Here is a 19,152-nt window from a genome sequence, read left to right on the forward strand (position 1 = left end):
GCGTGGCAGATCCTTTCCCCCAGAATACGGCTCAGTTTGGCGTTCACGGTGTGCAGGAAAAGCGAGATTGGCCATGCCTTACGCTGGATGAAGTTTCTGCTGTGCTAGCGCATTTTGCCAATATGCCGCCTGCGCAAAAGGTAACATGGCATAGCATGCGCCCGTTTTCTGCCGCCTGCGTGGTGCAGCTTGCGGGAGAGGCTTCTGCCAGTGCCAGTGCCAGTGCCAGTGCCAATATAGGCGGGCAGGTGGTGCAAGCCACAAGCTGCGTGCTCAAACGCCATGCACGCGCATTGCGCAGTGCCGCCATGCTGGAGCAGGAACACGCGTTTATCCGCCATCTGGCCAGCAAGGGCCTGCCCGTATGCCCCGCATTGGCCTTACATAACGGGCGCACCGCGCTGGAACTTGAAAACTGGACATACGAGGCTTTTCTACCCGCCAAAGGGCAAGACACCTACCGGGATGTGATGTCCTGGAAACCGTATTTCTCCACCGCGCAGGCGCATGCGGCGGGGGTGGCGCTGGCGCAACTGCACAAGGCCGCAGCGGATGATACAGCCTCCGAACGCAGCGCCAATAAAACCGCCCCGGTGGTGCCGCTGGTTTCCAGCATGTGCGTGGTGGGGCAAGCAGATTTTATGCCTGCACTCCAGCAATGGGTGGCGCGGCAACCGGGGTTGGTGGCGGCATTGGCCAACCGCCCGTGGCAGCAGGATGTGGCGCGGGTTGTTGTGCCGTTTCATGAACGTTTGCGCCCTTTGCTACCCGGCATAAAACCCGCTTGGGGGCATGGAGACTGGCACCCTTCCAACCTGTTCTGGCATGCAAACACACCTGTTGCCGTGCTGGATTTTGGCATGGCAGACCGCACCTGCGCCGCGTTTGATGTGGCTGTGGCCATAGAACGCAGCATGGTGGATTGGCTGGCTTTGCCAAGCTGTAGCGCAATGGCACAACAGGCCCCGCATATGGTGGAGTGGGATCAGCTTGCTGCGTTTGTAACGGGGTATCAGCACATCCGGCCTTTAAGTGCGGCAGAACGTGCGCAGGTGGTGGCATTTTTGCCTTTGGTGCATGTTGAATTTGCGCTGTCTGAAACAGCATATTTTGGAACTCTGCTGCAAGATGAGGCATCAGCGGAGGTTGCCTATACCGCGTATCTGCTTGGCCATGCCCAGTGGTTTGCGCAAGCGCCAGAGGGGCAGGAACTTCTGGCCCGTTTGCCTGCCTTGCTGGCGGAGCAACAGCGGTGACAGGGCTGGAATGGCTGGCGGCAGTTGCCAGCGCCTTGGGCGTGTGGCTTACGGGGCATAGAACGGTGTGGTGTTGGCCGGTTATGCTTCTGGCCTCGGTATTATATGGCGTGGTGTTTGCGCAGGATCATCTTTATGCAGATGCCGCTTTGCAGGGCGTGTTTGGGGTTTTGGCGTTATATGGCCTGTGGTGCTGGCAACGTGGTGTGCAGGCAAGCGGGCAGGTGCATATTGCACGCCTAACCCGGCACACCTTATGGCGAGATACCGGCATAACAGCCGTGGCAGGTTTGGCCCTGGGGCTGGCCTTGCGCGGCATAACGGATGACCCCATGCCCCTTTCTGATGCTGGGCTAAGTGCCTACAGCGTGCTGGGCCAGATATGGACAGCCAAACGCTACCGCGCCTGCTGGGTGTTGTGGATTGTGGTGGATGTTCTGTATGCGCTGCTGTTTGTGCAACGCAGGCTGTTTGTAACCGCTGTGCTGTACACGGCCTTTGTGGGCCTTGCTGCACAAGGCTGGTGGCGGTGGCGGCATGTGGTGGCACGCAGCCCATAAACCCATTGTAAAAAGAAAAGAGCCGCGCCCCAATATATCAAGGGCAGCGGCTTTTTTATATGTAGAAAAGAGCCAGATTGTAAAATACGTTCTGGCTTTTTTCTATGGTGTATCAGGCTATTTTTAGTAACCGCTCGGAACGGCGTATCCGGGCGCGGCATAACCGGGGGCTGTATAGCCCGGTGTGGCATAGGTGGGGGTTGCTGGGGTGGCAACGGCCCCAATGGTGGCGCTTACAACACCAGCAATAATGCCCGTGGTAAGAGATGTTAGCAAAAACTGGTTGCCATAGCGCATCCAGTAATAGCCAGATGGCGGGGCGTACAGGCCGCGCTGGCTCTGCCAGTTTGTGATCATCCAGCGGCTGTTGCGGGGGCCATCGTAGCGGTCTCCCTTACGCCATGTGCGGTTCATATCAAAGTTGTCAGCACCGCGCGCGGGGCCGCCACGGCCGGGGCGGTTGTTGTGCATGGCTGGGCCGGGGCCGCCATGTTGTGGGCCGCCGCGCATGGCGCCGGGGCCACCATTGGGGCCACCACGGCCATTAAACTGGGGTTCGGCATGAAGAGGGGCGGATGCACACATCACACCCATCATGGCAGCGGCTGCAAAATAATGGAATTTCATGTCAAACCTCTATTTTATAATAAATCTATTTTTCACATACGCTTGTGGCAGAATTACGTTCCAGCTTTCTCACATTATATGAAAGGGTAAGGCAGGCGGCTTGCGTAGGATGCAACGCAAGGCATAAATCAAATTAATATAATGTATGTCTGCGAGCCTTTATTTTGTCTTAATTCTTTCCTAGCGTCATTTTTGACACGCACTGCCAAGTGCGGTGCCAAACGCATTGAATGAAAGTATTGTTCACGATGAAAAAAGCTCTTCTTCTGCTTGCTGCTCTGGGTGTTGCTATGCCGGTTGCTTCTCACGCAGAAAGCCATCACCACAAACACAAGCATAGCGAAAACAGCGATAACCAGAACGGCCGTGGTGATGAAAACCGTGGCGAACGCGGTGATCGTGGTGACCGCGGCCAGCAGGGCGGCGAACATGGTGACCCAGGTGGTGAACATGGCGGCCCGAACGGCGGCGAAAACAACAGCAGCAACTAATCTTGCTACATGTGGCCCTTTATGGGTTGCATAAAAAAGGCGCTCCAAATGGGGCGCCTTTTTTTATGGTTGTAGCCGGGTAGGGCCGCCCACAATGGGGCGGCAGCCTTGGGTATTTAGCCAAACACCACAGTACGGTGGCCGTTGATCATAACCCGATGCTCAACATGCATTTTTACGGCCCGCGCCAGCACTTGCGATTCCACACCGCGCCCCGTGGCAATGTAATCTTCCACAGAGAGGTTGTGCGTTACGCGTGCGGTTTCCTGCTCGATAATCGGGCCTTCATCTAAATCCGCTGTCACGTAATGGGCGGTTGCGCCAATCAGCTTAACCCCGCGCGCATAGGCCTGATGATACGGCTTGGCCCCTTTGAAGGAGGGCAGGAAGGAGTGGTGGATGTTAATCACCCGGCCACTTAATTCTGCACTGAGCGAATCCGAAAGCACCTGCATATAGCGGGCCAGCACCACCAGATCCGCCTTTGTTTCCTTTATAAGGGCGCGCAGCTTATCTTCCTGCTCAGCCTTGTTCTGCTTGGTAACGGGCCAGCAGTAATAGGGAATTCCGGCCTGTTCCGCCGTGGCAGCGCTATCTGTGTGGTTGGAAACAATGGCCACAATATCTGCCTTCAGCCAACCCACCCGCACCTGATACAGCAGGTTAAGCAGCGCATGGTCAAAGCGAGACACCATAATAATAATGCGCGGCAGCATGGCGGCGTCATGCAGGCGCATCTTCATGTCAAAGCGTTGGGCCACGGGGGCCAGAATAGTATTTATTTCTGCCAAATTCCCCGGTGCGGGCGCATTAAAGGCCAGCCGCATGAACAATGTGCCAGATTTCCGGTTGCTGAACTGGTGGGTTTCGGTTATGTCCGCACCTCGCTCCGCCAGAACGGATGTCACAGCCGCAACAATGCCGGGCTGATCCGGGCAGGAAAAAGTAAGAATAAACTGCATGCGGTGGCGTATGCTCCTTTGTTCTTCTACTGGGCCTGATTAAAGGGCGCAGGGGCGCAATGGCCTCATCTTGTGCCAGTGCACAGGGGGCTGCGCAATAGCTTGTGTTGCCACCTGTTTATAATCGGTGGGGCGTTGGGCGAAATGTGTGGATGGCCTGTGGATGAATCGTGGCAAGCCCGACTCGTGATGTTTTTTTATGGTCAAGCCAATTCTGCGCTTGTCATATAACGAATCCCTAAAAATCCCAGAAAACAGCCGATTCTAAACATTTGTTCTCTGGCTTTGTAACAAATCTTATCCACAGAAAAGGGGGAGAGAACACGGGAAAAGCCTGTGGATAGATTTGTGGAAGGCAGCTTGCCCATAGTGTTTTCCCGCGTTTCCTGCTTTGTTCTCTCATGCCCAAGGGGGGCGTTTTTTTAGGCGCGGTGGGCCAGATGCGCGGCCATATAGGCGGCCAGCACCACGGCCTCGTTATGTGCTTCATCCCGCGCGCCAAACAGCAGGGTTACGCGGCCTTTGCGGGCCAGATCGGCCAGTTGCTGCACAGCTTGCGGGTTGGCGTTCAGCTCTGCCGTGTAGCGTTGGCAAAAGCCCTCCCACTTGGCTGGGTCATGCGCAAACCATTCACGCAGGGCGGTGGTGGGGGCAATGTCTTTCAACCACAAGGTAAGGTGCGCGCGCTCCTTGCTCACGCCGCGCGGCCACAGCCTATCTACCAGCACGCGGGCACCATCATCGGGCTGGGCGTCTTCATATACACGGCGGATGCAGATATCGGGCTGATGGGGCATTGTGGCCTCTGCTTATGCTGAACGTTTGTGGTTTTAGAGTTTCAATTAAGATGTGTTTTTAAGGCATCTTAAAGAGATGAATGGGCATACCTGCCTTTCATGGTGTAAAAGGCCCCATGCGTCTGACATTGCACACAGATTATGCCCTGCGCACGTTGCTTTATCTGGCCGTGCATACCAACCGCCGTGTTTCCATAAAGGAGATTGCGCGGGTTTATGGCATTTCCGAAAACCACTTGGTTAAAATCATTCATCATCTGGGCCGGGGCGGGTTTGTAGATACGCTGCGCGGCCGGGGTGGTGGGCTTATGCTGGGGCGTGCGCCAGAGGATATTCGCATTGGCGATGTGGTGCGCCATACGGAAGATGATATGGCGCTGGTAAGCTGCATGTCTCCTTCCCCCGGTGTGCCGGGCAGTGCGGAATGTCTGCTGGCCCGTGCCTGCCATTTACGTGGCGCGTTGGGTGAGGCGCTGGATGCGTTTATGGCGGTGCTGGATAGCCGCACGCTGGCCGATATGTTGCACACGCCAGAACGCCAGATTTTGCAGGAAGCCAAAGCCAACCAGCAGGCCCCCGTAACCCCCTAAAGCCAGCCATCTCCAAGATGGGATTTTGAAACTTGGCCCGCCTTGCCCTACAGTTGCAGGCACAGCGGAAAAGCATGGTGCACGCCCATTGCTGCGGCTTTTCTGCTTTGGGGCTCGCCCCGTTTCATGCACAAAAAAGGGCTACGGGTATGACACGCAAGCAACCACAAACTGTTTTGGTAACGGGCGCCACCGCCGGATTTGGGCATGCCATTGCCCTGCTTTTGGCCCAGCAGGGCTACCGCGTTATTGCCACAGGCCGCAGGCAGGAACGGCTGGAGGAACTGGCCGCCCAAGCCAAAGGCGAGATCCTGCCTTTTAAACTGGATATGACAGACGCCCCAGCCCTTGCCGCCTTACCGCAAAGCCTGCCCGCAGGCTGGCAGGAGGTGGACGTGCTGGTGAACAACGCCGGGCTGGCGCTGGGCTTGGAAAAAGCGTGGGAAACCAAGCTGGAAGACTGGCAGCGCATGATTGCCACCAACGTAACAGGCATGGTGGAAATAACGCGCGCATTGCTGCCCGGCATGGTGGCGCGTAACTGGGGGCATGTTGTGGCCCTTGGCAGCACGGCCGGCACGTATCCGTACCCCGGTTCCAACGTATATGGGGCCTCCAAGGCGTTTGTTGAGCAGTTCATGCGCAATTTGCGGAGTGATCTGCTGGGCAAGCAGGTGCGGGCCACCACCATTGCCCCCGGCCTGTGCGGCGGCAGTGAGTTCAGCCAAGTGCGGTTGGGAGACGCCACCAAGGCCGAGGATGTTTACAAAGGCACGCACCCGCTTTTGCCCGAAGATATTGCCCAAACGGTAGCATGGGTTTTAAGCCTGCCTGCACATGTGAACATCAACCATGTGGAAATGATGCCCACCTGCCAGGCCTCTGCCGGTTTGGCGGTAGATCGCACAATGGCGGAGTAAGGTTTACGAATGTCTTTTTATTCCTGCCTGATTGTTATGGTCGGGGGCGCGCTGGGCACACTGGCGCGCTATTTTGTTTCTGTTCTTACAGCGCCTATCAGCCGGTATATTCCGTGGGGCACCATTATTGGCGTTAACATGGTGGGGTCCTTTGTTATCGGCTTTTTTGGCACGCTTACGCTGGCATCTGGCCGGTATCCGGTATCGGAAACCACGCGGCTGTTTGTTATGCTGGGCATATGCGGCGGGTACACCACGTTTTCTTCCTTCAGCCTGCAAACGCTGGATCTTATTCGGGTTGGGGGCTGGGGCCGTGCGTTGGTGAATGTGGTGCTTTCTGTAGCACTTTCCGTTGGGGCGGTGGCTATGGGGCACATGCTGGCATCTCGCATGAATTCCCACGCCATTTTGGTGGCACAAACCAACACGGAAGAAGAAGTGTAAGGCTGTTTTTTTTCTTCTATTTTCAAGGGGTAAAATGCGATAGGGGTGAGTTCGTAATTTTTATGTTGCCGGTTGTCCGGGTATTTAAGAAAAGGCATGCACGCTGATGGCTGACTCAACCCTTACCGTTTCCAGCGGGCAGACCCTAACCGGGCACATCATCAACACGAATGAAGTTGTAAATGTGGCCAAGGGTGGCGCTGTTGTAAATACAGTGCTGGACCCTACAAATGCCTATAATCAGGATGATAGCCTTGATCCTGCTGAACTGGACGTGCATGGCTCTGCGCTGAACACGCAGATGAACGATGGCTATGTAGAGGTTTACAATGGCGGCGTTCTTTCTGGCGTAACAGTAGGCAACAACGCGCAACTTACCGTGGATGTAGGCGGTAGCGCCACAAATGTGCAGGTTGCAAGTGCCGGGGCTGTTACCGTTGGGGATGATCAGGGCGGCACGTTTAACACCTCTGCCTACCTTAGTGGTGCCACCGTTTCTTCTGGCGGGAACATATATGCCGAGGCAGGCGGTATTGTAACCAGCGCAAATGTTTTGGCGGGCGGGTATATAGAAGCAGCAGAAACGGGCGGGGTTTTTTCCGGCAGCACCATACAGTCCGGCGCAATGGAATATGTGGATTCAGGGGCTTCTGTCTCGCATGAAACAATCCAGAGCGGTGGTTTTTTCATGGCGGAAAGTGGCGCCAATGTAAGCGATGTAACAGGTGTGCTGCCGGGTTATGCCGTTACCACAGATGATGATGTGGTGCTGCAAACGCACGTTACAGCAGATGGCAAGCCTTTTTCTGGTGTAGATATTTCTACCCTGCCAGCAGAGCAGGATGCCACGCTGATGATGTATGTAACATCTGGCGCAGAAGTTGATGCCTTAAAGCTTGCCGCTCCCAATCATGAGGGCAACAAAACAGATGTTATTTTAAACGGCACTCTTAGCGGCGTAACCGTTGCCACAGCAGATGCCAGCGCTTACACCGGCCCGGTTAGCACCATATTTGCTTATGATAATGCAGTGCTGGAAGGCACTATCAGTGGTGGCAAACCTGCTACTGTTTCGGGCACTATCCCTGCTTTGAATATCTCTATGGAATCCGGCACCACGTTGCAAAACGCAACTGTGGGCGGAGGGGTCTGGATATATGGGAATGAACAGGTTGCTTCCAGCCTATGGGTTAAAAGTGGAGCCGCCTTTACAGGGAATGTTACAGTAACATCCGGCGCTTTGGTAACCGTAGAAGGTGGCAGTGCAAGCGGCCAGACGTTTGAAGCCGGTTCGCAAGAACAGCTTTTGGCTGCGGGCGGGAGTCTGAGCGGGCAAACCTTTCAAGACGGCAGCCAACTAAGCGCCCAGAATTCTGATATCTATCATTATTCAGGCACCACCTCATCCATACAGGCTGCGCCAGCCACAATTGCCAGCAACACATTTGCCAGCAAAACCAGCGCAATCATCTATGGTGAGGATACGCAGTTTTCAAACAACGCCGTAAATGGTGGCACGGTTCTTGTGTTTGGGTCTAACCAAACACTTACCAGCAATACATATACATCTGGCGCTTCTATTGTTCTGGAAGGTACCGTTGCCCAAACAGCAGATATCCTGGGCAGTGGTGTTTCGGAAGTGGTGCAGAACGCCAAAGATACCCTGCAAAATATGACACTGCAAAACGGGGCTACGCTGCAACTTGATTTAGGTAGCGCCAACCATGTTACAATGGAAACTGCCGTTTCTGTTTACGTTGGGGCGGATGCCTCGCTTAGCAACACCACCATTGTTTCTGGCGCTACGCTTCAGTTCAACCAAAACTCCAACCTGCAAAATGATATCTTGCAGGACGGGGCTATCCTGATTCCGCAATTTTATGGTGACATGGGCGTAAGCGGCAATACGTTTACGTTCACCAATTCGGAAACGGGGCAGGTGGAAACACTGCAAATAGAGGGTGGTTCTGGCAACTATAAGCTGGGCGTTCTGGATGATCAGGGTATTTACGAGATTGAAGATGGCACCCCCTGTTATTGCCGCGGCACGCTGATAGAAACAGATCGGGGTGAAGTGCCGGTAGAACACCTGCAAATTGGTGATCAGGTGCGCACGCTGGAACATGGTTTTCGGCCTATCCGCTGGATCGGCCGCCGTGCGTATTCTGGCCAGTTTGCAGCAGGCAACCCGGATGTGCTGCCAGTTATTTTCCGCCGAGGTTCCTTGGCGGAGGGGCTGCCCCGGCAGGATCTCTCTGTTTCTCCACTTCACGCCATGTATCTGGATAACGTGCTGGTGCCTGCTGTGGCGCTGGTGAATGGCACATCCATCATGCAGGCAGAGGCGATGGATGAGGTGGCGTATTTCCATATCGAACTGGAAAGCCATGATGTTATCTTTGCCAATGGAACGTGGTCTGAAACCTTTGTGGATGATGAATCGCGCGGCATGTTCCACAATGCGGCGGAATACGCGGCACTTTATCCATCAGCCCCCAAACAGCCTGCGCAATATTGCGCCCCAAGGGTAGAAGAAGGCCCCCGGCTGGAGGCCATTCGGAAACGGTTGAACGCCCGTGCTGGCGTGCGGCCACGCGCGCAGGGGCCGCTGGAAGGCTATATTGATACGATAACCCGCACCCGTCTGACAGGATGGGCCCGGAACCCGGAAAACGGCGCCCCTGTGCGCTTGCGTATTCTGGATTGCGGCGTAGTGCTGGGCGAGGTTGTGGCCAACCAGCCCCGTGCCGATATGCAAGATGCCGTTGGCTTTGTGTTTGAAGTGCCCGGCGGCCTGAGCGTGCACGAAAGGCATGTGCTGGAAGTGCAGCGCGTGGCCGACCATACAGCCCTTGGCAACAGCCCGTGGATGCTGGATTTGGCCCCAGCCAAACCCGTGCAGGCCGTTCTGGCCCGTACCCCCGCAACACCGCTGCTTGGATATGTGGACTGCGCAACCCGTGAACATGTGGCTGGCTGGGCGCACAGCCCCACCATGCCGGATGAACCCGTAGCTTTGCAGATTCTGGATAACGGGCAGCTTGTGGCTTCCATTGTGGCCAACGGTTTGCGGCCAGATGTGCGCCGCGCTGGCGGCTGTGCAACAGAGCGCTGCGGGTTTGATGTGCTGCTCCCCACAGGTCTTTCCCCCTTTACGCGGCATGTATTGGAAATCCGGCGTGAAAGTGATGGCGCATTGCTGGGTGCCCCGCATGTGCTGGAAGCGGTAGATGCGTTTGATCCCACAATGCAGCAGGCTATTGCGCAGGCGGTTACAGCCGCAATGGGCGAGGCTGAACAGGCGCAGGTGCTCTCCTTTTTACTGGGGCAGGTAGAAAAACTTACGCAGGCCCATGCACGTGCACAAAGCGGGCAGGATATGCGCAATCTGGCCGCGGCTCGTGCACGCAGGGGGCAGGGTGTGGCGCCGCTGGCTGTGCGCAAACGGGCATTGGTGGTGGATACACTGCGCCCCGATACCGGGCGTGATGCTGGGTCTCATGCCGTGCTGTCTCATATGCGTGCACTTGTGGCGTTGGGGTATGATGTCAGCCTTGTTGCGGCAGATCAGATGGAAGGGGCCGCCACGCTGGAAGTTCTGCCAGAAGTTACGGTGTGCACGTTGCCATTCTATTCATCGGTAGAAGATGTGCTGCGCCGTCAGGCTGGTAGCTTTGATGTGGTGTATCTGCACCGCATGGATACGGCCACGCGCTATGCGGCGCTCGCACGGCGGCACCAGCCGAAGGCACGGGTTGTGTATGCGCTGGCCGATCTGCACTGGCTGCGTTTGGGCAGGCAGGCGCAGGTGCAGGGTCGGCCAGAACTTATGGCCCGTGCCCGTACCGTAAAACAGGCAGAATACAGCGCTATGCTGTTGGCCGATGTGGTAATGACCCATTCTACCGTTGAGGCTGATCTGCTGCGGCGTGAACTGCCGCAAGTGCGGGTGCAGGTTACACCGTGGGATGTGCCAGTGCGCATGCGTGTTCCGGGGTTTGCCCGGCGTGATGGTGTGGTGTTTGTGGGCAATTACGCACACGCTCCCAATGCAGATGCCGCACGCTGGCTGGTGCAGGATATTATGCCACGCGTATGGGCCACCAATCCGGAAATTCGCTGCCTTTTGGCCGGGGCCAGTATGCCCGCCCAACTGCGCGCCCTTGCGCGTGATGGTGTAGAAATTCTGGGCCATGTGCAGGATTTGCAGGCCCTGTTTGATAGCGTGCGCCTAAGCGTTGCGCCGCTGCGTTTTGGCGCAGGTGTAAAAGGCAAGGTGCTGGATAGTTTGGCCGCTGGGGTACCCTGTGCGCTTTCCCCCGCAGCGGCAGAAGGGCTGGAACTGCCGCAGGATCTGGCTGCTTTTGTGGGGCAGGATGCAGATGCATTGGCTGCTGCCATTGTACTGTTGCATCAGCAAGCCAGTGCCAACAGCAAGGCCAGCCGAGCCGGGCGGGCCTTTATGCGCGCAGGCTTTACAGCCCAGCAGGTGCAACAGGCTTTGGCAGCAGCCATTGGTGCATGCGCGCCCCAGCAGATGTCACGGCAGGCTGGATAAGCAGCATATGCGCATAGAGCCTTGAACACAGTATAAAATTTGGCACAAAAAAAGCTGCGGCCCGCAAAACGGAACGCAGCTTTTTTTGTGTTCACCCCCGGCGGAAGGGCGTTCCGCCAAGGTTAAACGCAACGGGCTAGGCTTAGGCCGGAACCTTGCAGCCAATGCACAGCTTGTTGCCATCCGGGTCCCGCAGGTAAGCCAGATACAGCGGGCCCATGGAGGTTTGGCGCACGCCGGGTGGGTTTTCAATGGCCTGTCCGCCATTGGCAACACCAGCTTTGTGCCATGCGTCGGCCATAGCGGTTGTAGCGGCTTCCAGCCCAATGGTGCCACCGTTGGCGGGGGTGGCGGGTTTGCCGTCCAGCGGCTTGGTGACTACAAAGCGCTGGCCGTGCTTGGCGTAAACCAGGCGGCCATTGGGGTGAATTTCTGAAGGGGGAATATCCATAGCTTCAAAAATAGCATCGTAGAATTTTTTGGAACGGGCAATATCGTTGCTGCCCACCACAATATGCGTAAACATCAGATGTAAATCTCCGTCTGTTATGACGGAACGAACCTTACGCGCCTGCTTGCAAGAGGGAAAGGCCGCTTAGCTTATGCCCGCAATGCGCGCAAATTTACGCTGACGGCTGAAAAACAGTTTTTCAGCAATCCAGAACACAGCGCTCTGCCATTTGCCGTGGGGGGGAACGCCAATGGTTTTGAACACCATGTTGGTGACGCGCCGCAGATGCTGGGGCTGATAGTTTTTCATGGCGCGGGACATATACGCCGCAATGCAGCGCGTGTGGTCATACGGCATATCTGCGGGGTCATTGGTGGTGTGGTAGGCGGATGCCAGTTCGTCATCCTCGCTTTCCGTTACGCGGCCAAGGGCAATGCGTGCGCGTTGCAGCGTGCCAATTTTTTCGCGTTTTAGGTAGCGGTTCATGTGGTCGTAAAACAGTTTGAAGTGGCGGAACTCATCCGCGGCTATCTGTTTACAAAGGGCTTTTAAAACGGGTTCTTCCGTAGCATCGGCCAGTGCGGAATAAAAAGAGGAGGTGCCTGTTTCCACCATACATCGGGCAATCAGTTCCCCCGTGCGGGAGCCACGGACAGATTGCTCCACTTCCAGCGGAATCTGGTAAAAATCCCGGTAGCGCTCAAAGGCGGCGTGGTAATCCCACGTAGGGTCTGCCAGCATGGCCCAACGGCCCAGTGCATCACCATGCTGCACTTCTTCTATGGCCCAGTGGTCTGCTGCTTCTCTAAAGTCCGGATCATCGCGGAACACATTATTAAGGTATAGCGCGTAATCCACACTGTTGCGTTCCACCACCGAGGCCGCCTTGATGGCAGGCACCAATTGCGGATCTACTTTAGAGGGATCAAACTGATCCCAAGGCAGTTGGTCGATCTGCCAGTGTTTCATAAGCCCGGGCCTCCCTTTCCTGCCTTTGTTTACGCATGTGCGTGGTTTATATGCCGTGCAGGTTGGGTTTGCGCCAGAGCCAAGGCATGAAAAAACCTGATGGCCGGATTTCTAGACCATCCGGCCTTGGCGTGAAAAGCTGAAAAAAGGCCCTACAGCCAGATAACACCCAAGGTGTGTTCTGGCTGCCTTACTATAACGCGGCAGGGGCTTATAAAGGTGCTGCGTGCTGTTTTAGCCTGCGTTGGGGGGCACAATTTCTGGCAGCTCATCACCCGGCTGCGCGGGCGGAAGCGGGCGGGGGCGGCGGTTTTCATCCAGCGCCACAAAAATAAATTCGCCTTCCGTTACCTTGGATGTCAGATGCGTGTGGCGGGCGCGGCGCCATGTTTCTACATGAATGGTAAGCGATGTGCGGCCCGCGCGGATAATGCGGGTGTAGATGCTAACCTCATCCCCCACCACCACGGGTTCCATAAACACAAGGCTGTTGATGGCAATGGTGGCACACCGCCCATTGGCCCGAAAAGCTGCCGTGGTGCCCGCTGCAAGATCCATCTGAGAAACAATCCATCCCCCAAACACGTCTCCCGCCGGGTTGGTATCTGTGGGCATGGCCACCACGCGGATGGTGGGGATATCGGTTGGGATTTGCGAGTTATCTGAACGGGGCATGCAGTACTGTTCCTTCTGGCAAGGGCCTTATGTTCTGACTTGCAGGGAAGAGAGCCGCCCTGCACGAAAGCATTGCCAGCAGGATAGCGCGTAAACATGGCGGGGTGCAGCTTCAGTTTTTCGTGATCAAACCTGCCTTGAGCGTAACGCGGGGGCGGTTTGGCTGGCGCGTGCGGGCTCTGTGCGACGGTAATGTAAATTTTTTCAAAACGTTTACTGTTTATAAAGGAATTTAAAATAAAAATAAATAACGTCCCGCGTTAATGCTTAATAAATAATTAACCGGGGCTTTATTCATGCAAAAGGACCCGTTGGCCATGGCCATCAATCTACTGTTTGACAAGGTTATAGATTACTCTGTTGAGGATCTGCTTAACCTTAACGTAACTGGCAACATTCTGGTCACGCGGGATGCTGGCACCCCGGCGGGAGACCCCGTGGTGGTAAACCTGAGTAATATTGCCGATGTGCAGGCGCTCAGCCGCATTGTGGTGGAAAACGGCGCAACAGTGGTGGCGGGTGGCGGCCTGGCATCTGTTGGGGCCATTAAAAATATTACGGTAGATGGTGGCACGCTGGAACTGGGGGGAAATATTATTTCCGCCAATGTGCTAAGTTCTATCAATGTTGGGCCAGATGGCGGCAACATCAAGGTGGATAGTGCAGGCGTTGGTGTGGGTGTACTTTCCAACGTGGTCACGTTTATTGATTCAAACGGTAAAACAACAAGCACCGTTCCCCCAAACTTTACGGTAGATTTTCCGGATTCCTCCAATGTGTGGGGGTATTATGATCCACTCACAAACACCACCACGGTGGGGCTGGATCTGAATATTCTTAACGTTATTGACGTATCGCTTGGCCCAAGCATTAAGGTATCTGGCAACCCATTTGGATTAACATGGTATATTCCCAAGGAATGGACAAACACCTCCAACCCGGATGGCACGGGCGGTATTCTTATCTGCTATCTGGCTGGCAGCATGATCCGCACCCCCAATGGTGATGTAGCGGTAGAAGACCTGCGCGTGGGTGATACCGTGCTGGCTTATGGAAGGGGTGAAGCAGAACCCCGCCAGATTGTATGGGCAGGCCATGCCATGCACAGGCTACGGTAAACCCCACCTTGGCGGATGATGAGGCCGGATACCCCGTGCGTATTGTGCAGGATGCCATAGCAGATGGCGTGCCTTACAAGGATATGCTGGTAACGCCCGAACACTGCCTGTATTTTGATGGGCGCTTTGTGCCGGTACGTATGCTTGTAAATGGCAGCAGCATTTTTTACGATCGTACGTTTACATCCTACACCTATTACCACATAGAAACGCCCGAACATGCTGTTATCATGGCGGATGGTGTGCTGAGCGAAAGCTACCTGGATACGGGCAATCGTACCAGCTTCCGCAGTTCTGGCGTTGTACTGGCCAGCATTGGCAGCAAACCGCGCAATTGGTCTGTAGATGCCGCAGCCCCTTTGTGCACGCAAAAAGAATTTGTGCAGCCTTTGTTTGAAAAAATTGCAAACAGGGATAACGCTTTGGGGCATGCCCCTGCACAGCCTGCCCCGCGTGAGTTGCTGACAGACCCGGATATCTGCCTGCAAACCAACACCGGCAAGCGTATTCGGGCCATAAAGGTGCAGGATGGGTATTATACCTTTATGCTGCCAGAAAATGTGCAAAGCGTGCAGATTGTCTCCCGCGCAAGCCGCCCGTGTGATGTAGAAGGCCCGTTTGTAGATGACCGGCGCAAATTGGGTGTGGCCATTGGGCAGGTAACCCTGTGTGATACCCAAAATATGCAGGAAATTTCAACGCATTTACAAAATGAAAATATCCCCGGCTGGTACGTTCTGGAACACGGTGGCGCAGCCCGCTGGACAAATGGCAACGCCATGCTGGATCTGGAAAGCCAATCAACATCTGGCTTGCGTATGCTAAGCATGCAGGTATTGGCTGCTGGCCCGTATCTGGCATCAGACACGCCAGCACATCGGCTTGCCAAAACGGCCTGAAGGTTTGGTATAAAAAGTGGGGTGGTTTAAAAACACCCTGCTCTACACGTTAAAAAACGGGGTATCGGCTGCTTTTGTGCAAGCCGGAGCCCCGTTTTTTTATTGGCTTTGGGTTTTTTGTGCGGCGTGCAGACCCCACACCATGCGGTGTGCCCACTACAAAGCCTTGCAAGGGCAGCCATATTGGCCCGCGTGGTGCATGAAAATGTAAGGTACTGCCGCGTTAGTTGCGGATGAGCATGTAATTAACCGTCACATCAAAGTTAATGAACTTATCTTTCATATCCGGCGGCACGGGTGGCAGTTGCGCCCCGTGGAACATGCCTATTGTTGCGGAATCCAGATCGGAGGAGCCAGAGCCGCTGGTCAGGAACACTTTAAACACATGCCCCGTGCGATCCAGAATAACATGCACCGAGGATGGGCCTTCATCCCCTCGTTCTGCCGCATCTGGCGGGTAATACAGGTGGCGCTGGATCCATTCATCAATTTCTGCCGCGTAATCACTGCTCACGCCATGCACTGTGGTGCGCGATGCGTAATGGGCGTTCAGCTCACCATTTTCCACCATCGGGCCAATGGAAAGATCAACCGGGGCGCTGGAACCACCGGGGCGGCCACGCTGCTTGCGGCGTGGGGCTGGGGCCTCGTTAAAGGACATATCCATTGGGTGGTCCAGCGGAGAGGGCTTGTGGTGGCTGGGCCGGGGCGTGGGCTTGGCGTGCGGTGTGGGGCGCGCAGGCTGTGGCGTTTTGGGTTTGTGGCCCGTAACCGGATGAGAGGGTTTGGTTTGTGTTTTATTTTCCACCGGCTTGGGCAGCCCATCATCAGATGGCGGCAGAATGGGGGCGGAGGGTGCTTCCTCTGCCGGGGGTGTGGGCGTGGGTTCGGCATCTGCTGGGGTTGGGGGTTCGCTGCTGGTTTGGGCGGCGTGTTTGGCCTCGTTCCCGCCACCAGCATCGGGGGATTGTGCGCCCACCATACCGCTGGAAGCCTGCGGTTGAGAAAACACCATTTCCACCCCGGCGGATTGCTGGGCGGCATCGGGCGAGCCTTGGGGCTGATGGTGCGTGGCCTTATACAACAAGGCGGCCAGCAGCAGCACATGTGCGAGAAAAGAGGCCGTAAGCACAGGCCCCAATGTGGGATCTGCGTATATTTCCTTGCGGATAAGCGGGGTAGAGGTGCCGCGTACGTTAACGCCGCGTGTGCGCGGCACAGGTGCTGCGGGAAAAAGCCGTGCGCGCACATCTTCCGTATCCGGTTGGGATGTGCGCTGGCTGGCGGGGTTTTCCGCAGCGTTTGTGCCGCTGTCGGGCAGCAGCCGGGGTTCCTGTCTGGCAGGATGGCGGGAAGAACTGAACCTGTCGATCATGACCCGCCCGTTATTCTCCACCTGTTCCGCAGGGTTTACGCATACCGGCCCCATGCCAGTGTGGTGCGTATTGTGTCATGGCTGCTGCTGTGGTGCCAGAGAGAAGTTTGCACGAAGTTTGCCACACCGTATGGGCCTAGCACATGCACGGGCCATACGGTGTGGGGCAGAGATAGCGTTACCAGATTTTTACGCGCTGATCTGGCGCAAGGTAGAGCTTATCTGTGGGCTGCACCTTCCACGCCTCGTACCATGCATCAATATTGTGCATAGGCATGTTCACCCGCGCCTGCGGGGGGGAGTGCGGATCTGTCACCACCAAGCGGCGGATGGTTTCTTCGCGCAGTTTTTCACGCCAGACCTGCGCCCAGCCAAGGAACACGCGCTGATCCCCCGTCAGGCCATCCAGTTCGGGCGCGGGCTTGCCTTTAAGTGCGGCATGATACGCATCTAGCGCCAGCGTAAGCCCACCCAGATCGGCAATGTTTTCACCCATTGTCAGCTTGCCGTTTACGTGTACGCCGGGCAGCACCTCAAACGCATCAAACTGTGCGCCAAGCCGGTCTGCCAGTTTTTGAAACCGGGCGGCATCTTCCTTTGTCCACCAATCATGCAGGCGGCCGTGTTCATCAAACTGGCGGCCTTCATCATCAAAGGAATGGGTCATTTCATGGCCGATCACGCCGCCAATGGCCCCGTAATTTACGGCCATATCCGCCTTGGGGTTGAAGAATGGCGGTTGCAGAATGGCAGCGGGGAACACAACCTGATCAAACAGCGGGTTGTTGTAGGCGTTTACGGTTTGGGGTGTCATGTCCCATTCATCACGGTCTACCGGCTGGTCTAGCCGTGCCAGCCAGTAGCGCCATTCATACGCCACGCCGTTGCGGGCATTGCCGTACACATCGCCCTTATGCACCTCAAGGCTGGCATAATCGCGCCATTTATTGGGGTAGCCTACCTGAACTTCAAAGTTTTCAAGCTTGCGCAGCGCGGCCTGCTTGGTGGAAGGGCTCATCCACGTATTGTTGCGCAGGCGGATGCGGAAGGCGTCTTTCAAATCCGTGGTCAGCTTTTGCATGGTGGCGCGGTTTTCTGGCGGGAAGTAACGCTGCACATACACCTTGCCCAGCGCCATACCCATGGCGGAGCTGGTGGCCTGCACGCCGCGCTTCCACCGTGCAGGCAGAGAGGGCTGGCCGGTAAGGGATTTGGTAAGCGCAAAACGCGCCTGCTCAAACCGATCTGGCAGGTAGGATGTGGCGTTTTCTACCAGATGCGCGGCCAGCCATGCCCGCAGCGTATCCATATCCGTATCGGCCACCACGCGGGCTTCTTCCGTAATGGCGGAGGGTTCGCCCACAATCAGCACGCGCTTGTCCAGCCCCTGTTCGGGCAGGCCTGCGGCAGAGAGCCAGATAGACCATTCAAACCCCGGCGCGTTTTTGGCCAAGTCTGCCACCGTCATCGGGTTGTAGGTTTTTTGCGGGTCGCGCAGGGTTTCACGCGCCCAATGGGCTTTGGCTAGGCGTGTTTCAAACGTAACAATAGCTGTGGCGGCTTTTGCGGGTTCTGGCCAGTCTGCCAGCGTTAGCGCCTTTTCTACATAAGCCTGATAGGCCTTTTTCTTGCTGGCGAATTCCGGCTTCAGGTAATAATCGCGGTCTGGCAGCCCCAGCCCGGCCTGATCCAGATTAAGCGCATAGCGTGTGGGGTCTTTTGCATCCGGGTTGATACCCAGAGAAAACGGTGAGAACTGGAAGTTGCCGGGGCAGGAGCCTGTAAGGGCTGCCAGATCAGAAGGTGTTTTAATGGCGCGAATGGCGTCCAGATCTTCCTTAAGCGGGCGGCTGCCAAGGCTTTCTACGGCTGCCTCATCCATATAGGAGGCGTAAAAGGTGCCCAGCTTTTCTTCAATACTCCGTGGGTTTTCCACCGGATGGGCGGAAAGATCGTTCAGAATATCCTGTACCCGTGTGCGGGAAAGCTCGGCCAGCGCGTTGAAGGGGCCATAGCTTGTCATATCTGCGGGAATTTGCAGGTGGTCCAGATAGGTGCCGTTGGCGTAGCGGAAAAAGTCATTCCCCGGTTTTACGCTTAAGTCCCGGCCTTCCAGATCTACGCCCCAAGCACCAAAGCTGGCGGGGGCTGGCTGCGCTGTGGGGGCAGATGGCGCAGCATGTGCGGGGGCACTGGCAGTGGCGCCAACAAGGGCGGCAGAAAGCAACAATGCGCCACGCAGGGAGGAACGGGAGAGGAAATTGGACAAATGGAGTCTCCGCTTTCTTTCTTCTGGGTCTGATGCGTGGGGCAAGCCCCACCTCTCAGAGTGTTCGGAAACAAAGAATATTCTGCCCCACCTTAGCCTTGGCATGGAAGGCTGCCTACCCCGTGCAGTAAGGGCAATGTTAGCAGGCCCTACGAGAATGAATTTTTCTGCCAGCCCTGTATGTGTGCTTG

17 protein-coding genes are annotated in these 19,152 nt (G+C 56.0%); 9 read left to right on the forward strand and 8 right to left on the reverse strand.

Annotated elements, in window-relative coordinates; genetic code table 11:
• The first annotated feature begins 2 nt into the window (after nt 1–2).
• A complete protein-coding gene (locus DS739_RS02820; RefSeq protein ID WP_006117095.1) occupies nt 3–1,256 on the forward strand; it encodes a phosphotransferase enzyme family protein in 1,254 nt (417 codons plus the stop codon).
• Nucleotides 1,253–1,816 (forward strand): nicotinamide riboside transporter PnuC, encoded by a 564-nt coding sequence (pnuC, locus tag DS739_RS02825; protein WP_006117096.1) that lies wholly within the window; start codon nt 1,253–1,255, stop codon nt 1,814–1,816. Before DS739_RS02820 ends, pnuC begins: the two co-directional genes overlap by 4 nt.
• Nucleotides 1,817–1,939: 123 nt before the next feature.
• Here pnuC and DS739_RS02830 read toward each other — a convergent pair whose 3' ends face one another.
• The gene (locus DS739_RS02830; protein WP_006117097.1) at nt 1,940–2,443 is read right to left on the reverse strand and encodes an RcnB family protein; all 504 of its coding nucleotides are present in this window, start codon (nt 2,441–2,443) and stop codon (nt 1,940–1,942) included.
• A gap of 248 nt (nt 2,444–2,691) precedes the next feature.
• Between DS739_RS02830 and DS739_RS02835 the strand changes: the two genes are divergently transcribed.
• Nucleotides 2,692–2,934 (forward strand): hypothetical protein, encoded by a 243-nt coding sequence (locus DS739_RS02835; RefSeq protein ID WP_039891923.1) that lies wholly within the window; start codon nt 2,692–2,694, stop codon nt 2,932–2,934.
• A 116-nt stretch (nt 2,935–3,050) separates the two neighbouring features.
• Here DS739_RS02835 and purU read toward each other — a convergent pair whose 3' ends face one another.
• Nucleotides 3,051–3,896: a formyltetrahydrofolate deformylase gene (gene purU, locus DS739_RS02840; RefSeq protein WP_006117098.1), complete on the reverse strand. Its 846-nt coding sequence runs from the start codon at nt 3,894–3,896 to the stop codon at nt 3,051–3,053.
• A 422-nt stretch (nt 3,897–4,318) separates the two neighbouring features.
• Nucleotides 4,319–4,693 (reverse strand): DUF488 domain-containing protein, encoded by a 375-nt coding sequence (locus DS739_RS02845; protein ID WP_006117099.1) that lies wholly within the window; start codon nt 4,691–4,693, stop codon nt 4,319–4,321.
• Nucleotides 4,694–4,773: 80 nt separating this feature from the next.
• On the opposite strand from DS739_RS02845, the gene DS739_RS02850 reads away from it, so the two are divergent.
• From DS739_RS02850 to DS739_RS02865, 4 genes are all read left to right on the forward strand, one after another.
• Nucleotides 4,774–5,283 carry an Rrf2 family transcriptional regulator gene (locus DS739_RS02850; protein WP_006117100.1) on the forward strand — a complete coding sequence of 170 codons (510 nt, stop codon included), beginning with the start codon at nt 4,774–4,776 and terminating at the stop codon, nt 5,281–5,283.
• Nucleotides 5,284–5,432: 149 nt separating this feature from the next.
• Nucleotides 5,433–6,203, forward strand: a complete 771-nt coding sequence (locus DS739_RS02855; RefSeq protein WP_035354319.1) for an SDR family NAD(P)-dependent oxidoreductase — start codon at nt 5,433–5,435, stop codon at nt 6,201–6,203.
• 9 nt (nt 6,204–6,212) lie between these two features.
• Nucleotides 6,213–6,647, forward strand: a complete 435-nt coding sequence (gene crcB / locus DS739_RS02860; protein ID WP_006117102.1) for a fluoride efflux transporter CrcB — start codon at nt 6,213–6,215, stop codon at nt 6,645–6,647.
• A 106-nt stretch (nt 6,648–6,753) separates the two neighbouring features.
• Nucleotides 6,754–11,205, forward strand: a complete 4,452-nt coding sequence (locus tag DS739_RS02865) for a Hint domain-containing protein (protein WP_006117103.1) — start codon at nt 6,754–6,756, stop codon at nt 11,203–11,205.
• Between the two features lie 142 nt (nt 11,206–11,347).
• On the opposite strand, the gene DS739_RS02870 is transcribed toward DS739_RS02865, so the two are convergent.
• From DS739_RS02870 to DS739_RS02880, 3 genes are all read right to left on the reverse strand, one after another.
• Nucleotides 11,348–11,731 (reverse strand): VOC family protein, encoded by a 384-nt coding sequence (locus tag DS739_RS02870; RefSeq protein ID WP_006117104.1) that lies wholly within the window; start codon nt 11,729–11,731, stop codon nt 11,348–11,350.
• A gap of 69 nt (nt 11,732–11,800) precedes the next feature.
• Nucleotides 11,801–12,625, reverse strand: a complete 825-nt coding sequence (locus DS739_RS02875) for a ferritin-like domain-containing protein (protein ID WP_006117105.1) — start codon at nt 12,623–12,625, stop codon at nt 11,801–11,803.
• A 234-nt stretch (nt 12,626–12,859) separates the two neighbouring features.
• The gene (locus tag DS739_RS02880) at nt 12,860–13,300 is read right to left on the reverse strand and encodes an acyl-CoA thioesterase (RefSeq protein ID WP_006117106.1); all 441 of its coding nucleotides are present in this window, start codon (nt 13,298–13,300) and stop codon (nt 12,860–12,862) included.
• Nucleotides 13,301–13,617: 317 nt separating this feature from the next.
• On the opposite strand from DS739_RS02880, the gene DS739_RS14565 reads away from it, so the two are divergent.
• Nucleotides 13,618–14,418 (forward strand): Hint domain-containing protein, encoded by an 801-nt coding sequence (locus tag DS739_RS14565; protein WP_255411718.1) that lies wholly within the window; start codon nt 13,618–13,620, stop codon nt 14,416–14,418.
• On the forward strand, nt 14,385–15,317 hold the full coding sequence (locus DS739_RS14395; protein WP_255411719.1) for a Hint domain-containing protein: 933 nt from the start codon (nt 14,385–14,387) through the stop codon (nt 15,315–15,317). Before DS739_RS14565 ends, DS739_RS14395 begins: the two co-directional genes overlap by 34 nt.
• Before the next feature lie 223 nt (nt 15,318–15,540).
• Here DS739_RS14395 and DS739_RS02890 read toward each other — a convergent pair whose 3' ends face one another.
• Nucleotides 15,541–16,746 carry an energy transducer TonB gene (locus DS739_RS02890; RefSeq protein ID WP_035354184.1) on the reverse strand — a complete coding sequence of 402 codons (1,206 nt, stop codon included), beginning with the start codon at nt 16,744–16,746 and terminating at the stop codon, nt 15,541–15,543.
• Between the two features lie 124 nt (nt 16,747–16,870).
• On the reverse strand, nt 16,871–19,066 hold the full coding sequence (locus DS739_RS02900; RefSeq protein WP_006117108.1) for a M13 family metallopeptidase: 2,196 nt from the start codon (nt 19,064–19,066) through the stop codon (nt 16,871–16,873).
• Nucleotides 19,067–19,152: the final 86 nt, after the last annotated feature.

Source organism: Acetobacter sp. JWB (assembly GCF_003323795.1).
Lineage (GTDB): Bacteria > Pseudomonadota > Alphaproteobacteria > Acetobacterales > Acetobacteraceae > Acetobacter > Acetobacter oryzifermentans.